The organism is Flavobacterium muglaense, from assembly GCF_014305155.1.
Taxonomy (GTDB): Bacteria; Bacteroidota; Bacteroidia; order Flavobacteriales; family Flavobacteriaceae; genus Flavobacterium; species Flavobacterium muglaense.
Genome location: NZ_JACRUK010000023.1, coordinates 15,896 through 27,443, shown reverse-complemented (window position 1 = coordinate 27,443; position 11,548 = coordinate 15,896). Strand labels below are relative to the sequence as shown.

Sequence of the window (11,548 nt, the reverse complement as noted above, 5' to 3'; positions counted from 1 at the left end):
TAGTTTGAGCTGGTTTATAATTCTCTGTGGTTTCACAATCACACAAGCTATTTCCCGCACTGTTATAATACAGGAATAGCAGATAAAAAAACAAGCCAATAGCAATTGACAAATAGTTGTTTTTTATAAAAAGTTTAAAATCATTCATAAGTTGGTACTTCTACTATTAATTGCGACTGTCTTCCCATCTTTTATTTTCAAAATATTGATCGGCATAAAACATTCCCATGATGACAACAGCCATAAAAATCACGATCATCCAAACATTTCTCATCGAAGGACTGCTCCATACTGCTTTAATCTGGACCGACTTTGTGTTTACATCTTCAGGAGCTTTGGATGGTGTAATGGCTAAATGATATTTACCCTCGGGAACACCGCATAAATTAAAACTTTCAGAATTTGATCCTTCACTCCAACTCTCACCTTCGCTATATCCATGATAATACTCAATATCCTTGCTTGCATATACCTCTTCGCTGGTTTTTTCATTGACTAAAGCAACTTGTACACTAGCCCATGAATTATCGACCCCAGAATATAAGGAAATCGTGAGCGGAGCAGCGCTACCCCTTAACACAAATGAAGGGCTTATGAACTCCTTATTGGCATACGTTTGATAATCAAGACCTGTATTGAGTACTTCATTAGCTACTCTATCCTTATTTAAATACCAATTTGAAAGCAATATCAACAAAGCCACAACACAAAGTGTAATGGCTAAGTTCCCTACGTTGAGATAAAACGGCTGTGCCATCCCTATTCCTCTCCTAACAGGAATACTTGAGACACCAAAAGCTTTTTTTACTTTACGCGCTTCAATATACTTTCCTAAAAAGGCTGTTTGTTCCCTCCCTAGCCTATCAAAGGAAAGCACTAAGGGAGGTTTTATATATTCTATGAGTTCCGCGCTATCAAAAATATCAAAGTCAAAAAAACCTTGAGCAGCTTCGATCTTAGGGAAACACCAATCAAAACGATGAAAAACTTGATTTTCGTAGTCGATTGTTTTAGGGTGATTCCCTACTTTTTTGTCAAAATCAATTTGTTCCAGTAATGTCCAGTGCCCCGCTGATTCGGACAAATACAAATAATCATCAGCTTTGCCTTGTAAAACATACTCTACCCACTCATAACCTTCATTACTTTTAACAATTAATCCTGTTATGGTGTATTGTTTATTATCGAATGTACCAATGCTTCCTAACTTCAGTTTGCCATCAAAGGAATAAGGCTTGAATTTATTAGCGTATTTCAACCCTTCGTCACGCGTTTGTTTATAAACAGTAACGCAGTTAGGGCAAGCAAATGTTTTCACATCAAAATTAACATCTAGATTTGTTGTCGTGTTGCAATTAAAACAGGGAACATTCATATACTAACGGTTTATTTCAAAATTTTTCAATACTTGGGCTTCAAAATAATCAATATAATCTTGGGTAATCGCTCTAACTTTAGCAGCATTGTCTTGTAAATAGTTACACAAATACACATCTAAAGTCAGTTGATTGAATTCCGGCCAAGTATGAATGCATATATGCGATTCTTTTAAACAAACTGCAATTGTAAAACTATCATTTTCAAAATCATGAACATTGATTCCTACTTGCTCTAAACTGTATTTGTCTAAAATTTTATTTGTAATAGCAACAAAGCCTTTACTATCCTTCAATTTCTCGATAGCATCTACCTGAAGCGTTACTAGTTTGTGCAAACCAGGCGAGTAAGAATTTAAATCCATCTAAAAAACAATCAATTGGTTCACTTATTATAAGTTTACGAATGTATGGTATTTATAGTACAAAAAAAAGTCCCAATTAAGGGACTTTCAATTAACTTTCGGGAGCTAGTTCTAATTCTAGTCCTTCGAGACTTTCGGTGATTGGGATTTGACAGCCCAAACGACTATTTGATTTTACGTAGAATGCTTCGGATAACATGGCCTCTTCGTCGTCTCCCATTTCTGGCAAGGCAACATCATTCAGCACATAACATTGGCAAGAAGCGCACATGGCCATACCGCCACAAGTTCCTTCGACAGGAAGCTCGTAAGCTTTGCACAATTCCATGATATTCATAGCCATATCAGTAGGGGCTTGCAGTTCGTGCACGACTCCTTCTCTATCTTTGATTTTTATTAATACATCCATTAATTATAAGTTAGTTAGTTGTGTTGTAGGGTATGCGTGAGGGATAGCAGCAGCCTACCGAAGTAGCGCGTATAGCCCGACGATTTTAAGCAATAAGGCTCATGAGCGCAAACTACAGTAGCCTTATTGCTTAAAAGGGTCACGCCCAAAAAATTTATAGGATATTGACAACGGTTTCTATTTGTGGTGCAAACTTTTTAATGGTTGTTTCTACTCCTGCTTTTAGTGTCATTTGGTTTACACTACAGCTGGTGCATGCTCCTTCAAGACGCACTTTTACGTGTTTGTCGTCTTCAATGGAGATTAAAGTGATATCACCACCATCTGAATTCAAAAATGGTCTAATTTCTTCGAGTGCTTTTTGAACTTCTATTGTTAATTCTTCTGTTGTCATTTTTTTATTTTAAAGATTGAAAAACCAGATCATTGACCGATGAACCATCGCTTCAACTGATTCTAATTTCAATTTATTTTTTCACTGATGAACATCCGGCCATCGTGGTGATTTTTACTGCTTCGGTAGCAGGTAAGTTTTCGTTTCTATTCACCACTTCTTGCACTACATTACGAGTGATTTCTTGGAAAACAGACTCGATTACTGATCCTGTTTGCATAGCAGCAGGACGACCATAATCACCCGCTTCACGGATAGATTGCACGATAGGAACTTCTCCAAGGAAAGGAACTTCTAGATCGGCAGCAAGGTCTTTCGCCCCTTCTTTTCCGAAGATGTAGTATTTATTTTCAGGTAATTCCTCTGGTGTAAAATACGCCATGTTTTCTATAATTCCCAAAACTGGAACATTAATCGCTTCAGACATGAACATTGACACTCCTTTTTTGGCATCGGCAAGTGCAACTGCTTGTGGTGTACTTACGATCACAACACCCGTAATAGGCAATGATTGCACGATAGACAGGTGAATATCTCCTGTTCCTGGAGGTAAATCGATTAACATGAAATCCAATTCTCCCCAATCGGCATCAAAGATCATTTGGTTCAAGGCTTTAGAAGCCATTGGTCCTCTCCAGATTACAGCTTGAGATGGTGATGTAAAAAATCCTATAGAAAGCATTTTTACTTCGTAACTTTCTACGGGTTTCATTTTTGATTTTCCGTCTACATTGATCGAAATTGGTTTTTCGTTTTCCACATCAAACATGATTGGCATTGATGGTCCGTAAATATCAGCATCTAAAATACCAACTGAGAATCCCATCTTAGCTAATGAAACCGCTAGATTTGCAGTAACAGTAGATTTTCCTACTCCCCCTTTTCCAGAAGCGACACCAATGATGTTTTTAATACCCGGAATTGCTTTCCCTTTAATTTCAGGCTTGTCTGGAACCTCTACTTTAGAGTTAATTTTTATTTTTGCTTCAGCAGATACCAACTCCAGAATTGCTTTTCTGATATCGTCTTCGGCGCGTTTTTTAATGTGCATAGCCGGTGTATGTAAAAGTAAATCTACCACAACCTCATCTCCAAAAGTGATTACATTAGCAATTGCTCCACTCTCTACCATGTTTTTTCCTTCTCCAGCAATAGTAATTGTTTCTAAAGCTTTCAGGATAACTTTTCTATCTAATTTCATTGTTAGTTTATTATTTTCCAAAGGCGATTTGCACCTCGATATTATCTTTATTTAAACTGATTTCAGATTACAAAGATAAAGGATTAAGTTCTTATTCTAAAGGATTTTGTATTGCATTTATTGATGCGAGAATCTACTATCCTAATTCCTGAAAAAAACCCGACTCGCTTTGAATAGCCGCCGGGTTTATCTTAAAAAAACTAAAACCGATTATTCGTATTTTAAATACTTCAAAGCATCCATTTTGGTTACTTGATATGCCTTGGCTAAAACTACTAATAAAGTCAAAAACAATAAGCTAAATAGTGCTACAACAAATGGAAATAGTGGAATATCGATGCGAAAGGCAAAATCTTCAAGCCACTTTTGCAATAGCAAATAGGCCGGAAAGATCCCAATTAGAAAACCAACTAAACAAAAGAACACATATTGTATGGACAACTCTTTCAGTAAAGTATTGGTTTCGGCTCCGAGGGTTTTACGAATGGCAATTTCTTTTAATCTTCTCTCCATTGAAAAAGAAGCTAATGCAAATAACCCAAAAATAGCAATCACTATCACAATCAAATTAAGAATAAAAAACAAGTTTTTTTGTTTCAGTTGTTCTAGATAGGTTTTGGCAAACGTTTTATCTACAAATTCGTATTCAAAAGGATAATCTTGATTGATATTCTTGTTCCAATAGGTCTCTAATTCCGCAAGTGTTCCCGCTAAATCATCAGCATTCACCTTGACATATACAAAATGAAAATTACTCCATCCTAATGTTTTTAGATTTACAAAAATCATGGGAGGAATCTTATTTTTTAAACCAGTGATGTTAAAGTCCTTAACTACACCTACTATTTTAAATTTCAACATTCCTTTATCATTTCCCCAACCCGAGGTGATAATTGTATTTATTGGCTTCTTGAGATTCAATGTACGTACGCAAGTTTCATTCATCAACATATTACTCACCGTGTCTGAAGCAAATTCTGGCGATAAATCCCTTCCTTCCAATATTTTAATTTTCATCATATCCAGAAAACCAAAATCCATATTCACATTATGTCCCTGAACAAAAATACCATTGTGGGTAAATCCAGAAGTAGAATTAGTATCATCACCAAAAGATCCTTCAAATGTTGAAACATCTTGAACACCTGACATCTTGAGTAGTTCCTGCTTAGTCGTCTCGTACTTTTTTAATTTGGTTTCCCAATCATCATACCTAAACCTAATTCGAATAATTTGATCACCACTAAAACCCAGGTCTTTATCGCTCATATAACTTACTTGCTGGTACACTACCAAAGCTCCAATGATAAAAAAAGCAGCTATCGAAAATTGAAAAACCAACATTGAATTTCGCATCCAAATTCCGCTTTTACTTCTAGAGAAATTCCCTTTCAGCACCTTTAAAGTTTCAAATTTCGATATATAAATTGCTGGAAATATCCCTGCAAAAACAATTACTAGGACAAAAATTAATACGATTTGTCCATAAAAATCACTCCCATTTAAAGTTAGATCTTTATTCAAAAAATCATTGTAAAAAGGCAATGTAAGCTCCACTATCGCTAATGCAAGAATTACCGCAAAGGAAATTACAATAGCCGTCTCAAAGATAAATTGCATAACAATCAATGATTTACTAGCCCCTACTACTTTTCTAACCCCTACTTCTTTTGCTCTTTTTATAGCTGTGGCTGTCGCCAAATTAATATAGTTAACAATGGATAAAACCAATATCAAGATGGACAAACCCATCATTATATAAACCAACTGTAAATTACCCTGTCCTTCTGGAAAATTAATTCCTATAGATGCTTTTGTACCCTGCAATCGCGCCGTTTTTAGTTGGTCTAGAATAATCTTAGACTCCCCATTTTCCTTAATAAATTGAGCAACAGTTTGACCACTTTCTTTAGCATTTTTTTGCGTTATATTCTCAAAAACGATCTTTTCCATTTTTTTTACAACAGCTGCAATAGCAACGTCTTTTTTAACTTTAATCATCAATCCATAGTTGAAGTTCCCCCAACTCTCGCGGTCTCCTTCCTTGATTAGTCCATTAAATACATAATCCGGTTCTACTGCCGATGGTTGTATTATTTTATAAACTGCTCTTACTGTATAAAATTCATTCTCAAAATTGACTGACTTGCCAATAGGATCTTCCTCATTAAATAGCAATTTTGCACTTGCGTCAGAAATAGCGACACTATTTTTTTCTTTTAGAATAGCCGTTTTTGCCCCCTTGACAATAGGAAAAGGGAAAATATTAAAAAACTCTTCATCAGAAATGACTGCTTTTTTTACAATCAATTTTTTAGACTTATATTTTAAAAGCCCCCCATCATACCTATTGCCGAAAAAGCAAATCGATTCTATTTCCGGAATAGTGGCCTTACAGGCAAGTCCAAAAGGAGTTGAGTTAGACGCCCAAATTTCTTTCTGCGGCCCCATTTGGTTCAAGACCTGGTACACATTCTCATTGTTTGGATTCCAAACGTCATAAGAATGCTCATTATTCCAATACAAGGTTGCAAAAACCAATCCCGCAATACCAATACTCAACCCCAAAACATTGAGAAATGAGAACAGTTTATTTTGCTTGAGATGGTAAATAAATATTTTGATCCAGTTGTATAACATAATTTTTGATTTGTTGATTTTGATTGATGATTGAAATCGTAATTTATTGAAAAAGAAGGTTGTCAAGCAACTCAAAAACGAATTGGATAATTGACAGTATTAAAAGTATCATGATGATTATATTGTAAAAACATCTACATTTCTTTGATTCATTTTTTCAGAGAAAACAACGCCATCTTTCATAAGAATGGTTCTTTGAGAAAATGACGCATCATAATCAGAATGGGTAACCATCAAGATCGTTGCACCTTTAGCATGTAAATCAGTTAGCAACTCCATTACTTCATTTCCCGTTTTACTGTCCAAATTTCCTGTAGGCTCATCGGCCAAAATGATTTTAGGATCGTTTATCAGCGCTCTAGCCACAGCCACACGTTGTTGCTGTCCACCAGAAAGCTGTTGAGGATAATGTTTTAATCGATGCGCAATATTTAATTTTTCGGCAATTGCTTCTACTTTTACTTTTCTTTCCGAAGCCTTTACTTTATTGTAAATTAAAGGCAACTCGATATTATCATAAACCGAAAGCTCGTCGATAAGGTTAAAATTTTGAAAAATAAATCCGATGTTTTCCTTACGAACACTCGAACGTTCTTTTTCTTTTAGTCCAATCATTTCTTGGTTCAACAAGGTATAACTACCGCCTGAAGCACTATCCAATAGCCCAACAATATTGAGCAATGTTGATTTTCCGCAACCCGAAGGCCCCATAATAGAAAGAAAATCTCCTTCATTGATTTGTAAATTGATGCCGCTTAAAGCGGAAGTTTCTAACTCTTCTGTTCTGAAGATCTTGGTTAGGTTTTGAATTGTTATCATCCTTTTATAGTTTTTTAAGTTTTTTGATTTAATATTATTCCTATTTACAAAACCGTCTAATGGTTATTTCCACAGGAGTCGAAAACAACTTGTATATCTCGACTCCGCTCGACATGACAAAAATCAGACTAGATTACACTTACTATTAGCATAAGACCTTAATACAGCTGCACGCTATTTCTATTGTATATTTAGCTCTTCGACTTCTTTATAGTCCGCATAAGACGATGTTATTACTTTCTCGCCCTGTTTCAATCCTTCTAACACTTCATAATAAGAGGGATTTTCTCTGCCTAATTTTATATTTCTTCTTACTGCTCTACTTCCATTGACAACAAACAGCCACTTTCCAGCGGTTTCTTGATTGAAACTTCCTTTTGGAATTACTAAAATTTTATTCTTTTCAGATAAAATAAGTTTTATCCCAAAGCTCAATCCATCTTGCAGTGCCAAATCTTCTTTAGAATCAAAAAGCAATTCCACTTGAAAACGACCACTTTTAACCTCTGGAATCACTTTTGCAACAGATACGCTTACTGTCCTCCCCTTATATTCAATCTGTCCTTTTAAACCCACACGAATTTTCTCCAAGTAAAATTCATCCACTTGCGCACTCAACTTGTAGCCTTCGCGAGAATCAATTCTACCAATACTTTCTCCGGCTTGAAATGTTTTTCCTAAAATAGGTTCAAATGAAGTTAATCTTCCTGAAACTGGTGCCGTAATCAAGAAGTTTTTTTTATTGCTCCTTAGAATATCCAGACTCATTTCCATCGTATGAATCGAACGATTAATCTGCGAAATCTGTACCTGATTGGTTTGTTTCTCCTTTTGAATACTAGTCCGAATATTGCTTTTACGTTCTTCTTGAAAACGCAGACTTTCCTTTATTAAATTCCAGTCGTTTCTGGAGATAATATCTTTTTCAAATAATTTTGAATTCATATCATATACCCTCTTCGCATCATTGTAATCATGTTCTATTAACGCAAGATCTTTCGTTAAGTTCAATTCTTGGTTTCTAATATTAAGTTTTCCGGTATTCAAATTATTGATTTGCTCAATGATTGCGGTTTCCTGCGTCAGGTAATTCAATTCTGTATTCGGATTGTACATGCGTGCTAGCGGTTGCCCTTGCGTCACGATAGCGCCATTTTCTACAAAAATTTCTTTGACTGAACCGCCTTCAATAATATTGACCAATACCAAATTCAACGGCTCCACTTTGGCTTGAAAAACAATGAAATCTTCAAAAAATTCTTGGCTTACTTCTTTTACCAATAGTTCATCCGCTTTTACATTTAGACTTCGCTTTTTAGATACCGAAGCATAAACAACTGCTCCAGCGACTAAAAAACTCACAAATCCTATTGTTAAGTACCTAAATTTTCTATTTTTACGGGGAATAACCTTGTCCATTTTTTATAATAATTTACTGGTTATCAACATACAAAAGCATGCCAAAGGATTTAAAATTCCTAAACCCATGGTTTTCAACACGGTTGCAAAAAATCAAAAAAATAAAGTGTTCGAAAACGGACAGTACCCTGTTCAAAAGTGAACAAAAACAAATAATGATGCGAAAAAAACAAGCCAAAATACTTATTGTTGACGATCAAGAAGAAATTCTTTTTTCGGCAAAAATGATCTTGAAGAAGCATTTTGAGGAAATTTTCACAACAAATGACCCAAAAAAAATAATTACAATTCTTGGCGAAAATCAAATTGATGTTGTTCTATTGGACATGAACTACCGCATTGGTTTTGAAGATGGACGCGAAGGCATTCATTGGCTGAAAGAAATAAAAATTTTATCTCCAAAAACAGTCGTACTATTAATGACCGCTTTTGGCAAAATAGAAACAGCCGTAGAAGGCATGAAAATGGGCGCTTTTGATTATATATTAAAACCTTGGGATAACGACACATTACTCTCAACTATAGACAAAGCCGTTGTGGAAAGTCGAAAACTCAGTCGAACATCGAACTCGGAAACCGTTCCTAAAAAACATTTTATTGGGAATTCTCAAAAAATAAAACAGGCGTATTCTATTGCTGAAAAAGTAGCAAAAACAGATGCCAACGTCCTTATTTTAGGAGAAAACGGAACAGGTAAATTTGTCTTTGCCGAGCATATTCATCAACATTCTAATCGAAAAGACAAACCATTCATTCATATTGATTTGGGTTCGTTAAGCGAAAATTTATTTGAAAGCGAACTTTTTGGCTATGCCAAAGGCGCTTTTACCGATGCCAAAACCGATACTCCGGGACGATTTGAAATAGCTAATAATGGCACCATTTTTCTAGACGAAATAGGCAATATACCTTTGCATTTGCAATCAAAACTACTAAATGTTTTACAAACAAAAAAAGTCACCCGATTAGGAGAAAGCAAACCGAGACCACTAAATGTAAGAATTATATCAGCAACCAACAGTGACATTAAAAGTGAGGTCGAAAACAAAACTTTCCGAGAAGACTTGCTGTATCGCATTAATACCATGGAAATAAACCTGCCTCCTTTGCGCGAGCGAAAAGACGATATTGTACCCATGGCGCAATTCCTTCTAAAGCAGTTAGGCGAAAAATACAATCAAAGCGAAGTCATTTTTGACACCAACGTGGCCGAATATATGATACGTTATCCTTGGAAAGGAAACATTAGAGAACTAGAAAATAAGATTGAGAGGGCATTGATCATGTCCGATGACAATACGATTTCGCTAACTGATTTAGACCTACTCAGCTTTGAATATAGTGAAACCGCTGAGGAATATCCGTTATTAGAAATGGAAAAAAATGCTATCGAAAGAGCTCTTTTTAAAAATAACGGCAACATTAGTAAAACCGCCGAAGAATTGGGTTTATCCCGAGCCTCATTGTACCGTAGACTTGAAAAATTCGACATTAAAAACAACGACTAATGAATAGCTGGAAATTTTACAATGCTCTTTTTGCAAGAGTTTTTATTGTCATTATAACACTCGCTTTTTCACTTTACCTATTTGGAAACGGTTATTTGTATAGTGGAATTTTAATAATGCTATTTGCTATTTTGATCTGTGCCGAAATGTATTCGTACATCAAAAACAAATTGACTTTTTACGACAAAACCCTACTTTCGATACTTAATAATGATTTTTCTGCTAGTTTCCCAGCCGCCTACAAAGAAGGGGATTATAAAAACTTATGCCTTTTATATGACACTTTGAAAGAGAAACAACACGACCTCAGTTCAAAAGAATTAATCTACCGTTCGATAATAAACAATATTGATACCGCTGTTTTAATTTTAGAAAAAGAAAATGACAGCTGGACTATTTTCTTGATGAACGATTGTTTTTCCACCCTTTTCAGCGTACCGAAAGTGACTAATTGGGACTATCTTAAAAATTACCTGCCGTCACTTTGTCAAGAAATTGAAAATACTGGTTTTAACGAATTAAAGACGAGCATTAACATCAAAATCGAGCAACAAGAAGCGCAGACATTTATGTTACAAACTTCGTTGACAAAATCGTTTAACAAAGAGTACTTTATCATCCTATTGGACAGCATCCAACGTGTCATTGAGAAAAAAGAAAAAGAAGCCTGGATTAATTTGATGAAAATCATCTCTCATGAATTAATGAATTCCTTGACACCTATTCGATCGCTTTCGCAAAATTTACTACAAATTGTAGATCAAGAACATTTAGAAGCCGAAGATTTTGAAGATATCAAAAGCAGCATTTCGACCATTATAAACCGAAGTGATCATTTGCAGTTTTTTGTAGAGAATTATCGAAAGCTGGCTGCGCTTCCTACTCCAAACAAAAAACCAACACCAATCCATTTGCTGTTTGAAGATTGTCTTAAAATGATGTCGCCCCTTTTCGCATCCGAAAACATAGTCATCATCAACGACATAGCAAAAAATAAAATACTTGACATTGACAAAAATCAAATAGAACAGCTGATTATCAACTTAATTACCAATAGCGTTTTTGCCTTAAAAAACAAGCAAGAAAAGAGCATACATTTAACTACTTCAACAAAAAATAATCGTTTTTACATCACGATATCAGACAATGGAGGAGGAATTGAAAACGAAATTAAAGACAAAATATTCCTGCCTTTTTTTACGACTAGAAAAGACGGCGCCGGCATTGGACTTACGCTTTCGAAAAATATTATAGAAGCACACGGCGGTTATTTGAGCCATCAAACTGATGCTGACCTAGCAGGAGGCGCAACGCATTTCACGATCTGTTTTATTGAAGGAAGCAATTAAATGTACTTTGTTATACTAAAAATTGGTACATTATTGGACAAACCTAATTGTTCTACCATCGATCACAA

At 35.3% G+C, this 11,548-nt stretch carries 10 protein-coding genes; 2 read left to right on the top strand and 8 right to left on the bottom strand.

Translation table 11 applies throughout. From position 1 onward, the window contains the following. Positions 1 to 166: 166 nt before the first annotated feature. The 8 genes from H8R24_RS10525 to H8R24_RS10490 all read right to left on the bottom strand — a co-directional run bounded on the left by H8R24_RS10525 (position 167) and on the right by H8R24_RS10490 (position 8,566). A complete protein-coding gene (locus tag H8R24_RS10525) occupies positions 167 to 1,375 on the bottom strand; it encodes a DUF4178 domain-containing protein (protein ID WP_187018780.1) in 1,209 nt (402 codons plus the stop codon). A gap of 3 nt (positions 1,376 to 1,378) precedes the next feature. Then, complete coding sequence (locus H8R24_RS10520; RefSeq protein WP_187018781.1) at positions 1,379 to 1,741, bottom strand: S-adenosylmethionine decarboxylase family protein; 363 nt, start codon at positions 1,739 to 1,741, stop codon at positions 1,379 to 1,381. Between the two features lie 91 nt (positions 1,742 to 1,832). Further along, positions 1,833 to 2,150: a 2Fe-2S iron-sulfur cluster-binding family protein gene (locus H8R24_RS10515; protein WP_187018783.1), complete on the bottom strand. Its 318-nt coding sequence runs from the start codon at positions 2,148 to 2,150 to the stop codon at positions 1,833 to 1,835. A gap of 154 nt (positions 2,151 to 2,304) precedes the next feature. Continuing rightward, a complete protein-coding gene (locus tag H8R24_RS10510) occupies positions 2,305 to 2,544 on the bottom strand; it encodes a NifU family protein (RefSeq protein ID WP_187018785.1) in 240 nt (79 codons plus the stop codon). A gap of 73 nt (positions 2,545 to 2,617) precedes the next feature. Next, entirely contained in the window at positions 2,618 to 3,745 is a 1,128-nt protein-coding gene (locus H8R24_RS10505; RefSeq protein WP_187018787.1) for an Mrp/NBP35 family ATP-binding protein, read from the bottom strand. 210 nt (positions 3,746 to 3,955) lie between these two features. Beyond that, on the bottom strand, positions 3,956 to 6,385 hold the full coding sequence (locus H8R24_RS10500; protein WP_187018788.1) for an ABC transporter permease: 2,430 nt from the start codon (positions 6,383 to 6,385) through the stop codon (positions 3,956 to 3,958). A 117-nt stretch (positions 6,386 to 6,502) separates the two neighbouring features. Further along, entirely contained in the window at positions 6,503 to 7,204 is a 702-nt protein-coding gene (locus H8R24_RS10495) for an ABC transporter ATP-binding protein (RefSeq protein ID WP_187018790.1), read from the bottom strand. A 180-nt stretch (positions 7,205 to 7,384) separates the two neighbouring features. After that, positions 7,385 to 8,566 carry an efflux RND transporter periplasmic adaptor subunit gene (locus H8R24_RS10490; protein ID WP_317173676.1) on the bottom strand — a complete coding sequence of 394 codons (1,182 nt, stop codon included), beginning with the start codon at positions 8,564 to 8,566 and terminating at the stop codon, positions 7,385 to 7,387. A gap of 215 nt (positions 8,567 to 8,781) precedes the next feature. Here H8R24_RS10490 and H8R24_RS10485 point away from each other — a divergent pair, with 215 nt between their 5' ends. Together H8R24_RS10485 and H8R24_RS10480 are read left to right on the top strand one after the other, a co-directional pair. After that, positions 8,782 to 10,131 carry a sigma-54-dependent transcriptional regulator gene (locus H8R24_RS10485; protein WP_187018824.1) on the top strand — a complete coding sequence of 450 codons (1,350 nt, stop codon included), beginning with the start codon at positions 8,782 to 8,784 and terminating at the stop codon, positions 10,129 to 10,131. Beyond that, positions 10,131 to 11,480 carry a sensor histidine kinase gene (locus H8R24_RS10480; protein WP_187018794.1) on the top strand — a complete coding sequence of 450 codons (1,350 nt, stop codon included), beginning with the start codon at positions 10,131 to 10,133 and terminating at the stop codon, positions 11,478 to 11,480. Before H8R24_RS10485 ends, H8R24_RS10480 begins: the two co-directional genes overlap by 1 nt. Positions 11,481 to 11,548: the final 68 nt, after the last annotated feature.

Coding starts and splice junctions, on each gene's coding strand:
- H8R24_RS10525 (WP_187018780.1), bottom strand. CDS start 1,375: ATGAATGTTCCCTGTTTTAATTGCAACACGACAACAAATCTAGATGTT.
- H8R24_RS10520 (WP_187018781.1), bottom strand. CDS start 1,741: ATGGATTTAAATTCTTACTCGCCTGGTTTGCACAAACTAGTAACGCTT.
- H8R24_RS10515 (WP_187018783.1), bottom strand. CDS start 2,150: ATGGATGTATTAATAAAAATCAAAGATAGAGAAGGAGTCGTGCACGAA.
- H8R24_RS10510 (WP_187018785.1), bottom strand. CDS start 2,544: ATGACAACAGAAGAATTAACAATAGAAGTTCAAAAAGCACTCGAAGAA.
- H8R24_RS10505 (WP_187018787.1), bottom strand. CDS start 3,745: ATGAAATTAGATAGAAAAGTTATCCTGAAAGCTTTAGAAACAATTACT.
- H8R24_RS10500 (WP_187018788.1), bottom strand. CDS start 6,385: ATGTTATACAACTGGATCAAAATATTTATTTACCATCTCAAGCAAAAT.
- H8R24_RS10495 (WP_187018790.1), bottom strand. CDS start 7,204: ATGATAACAATTCAAAACCTAACCAAGATCTTCAGAACAGAAGAGTTA.
- H8R24_RS10485 (WP_187018824.1), top strand. CDS start 8,782: ATGCGAAAAAAACAAGCCAAAATACTTATTGTTGACGATCAAGAAGAA.
- H8R24_RS10480 (WP_187018794.1), top strand. CDS start 10,131: ATGAATAGCTGGAAATTTTACAATGCTCTTTTTGCAAGAGTTTTTATT.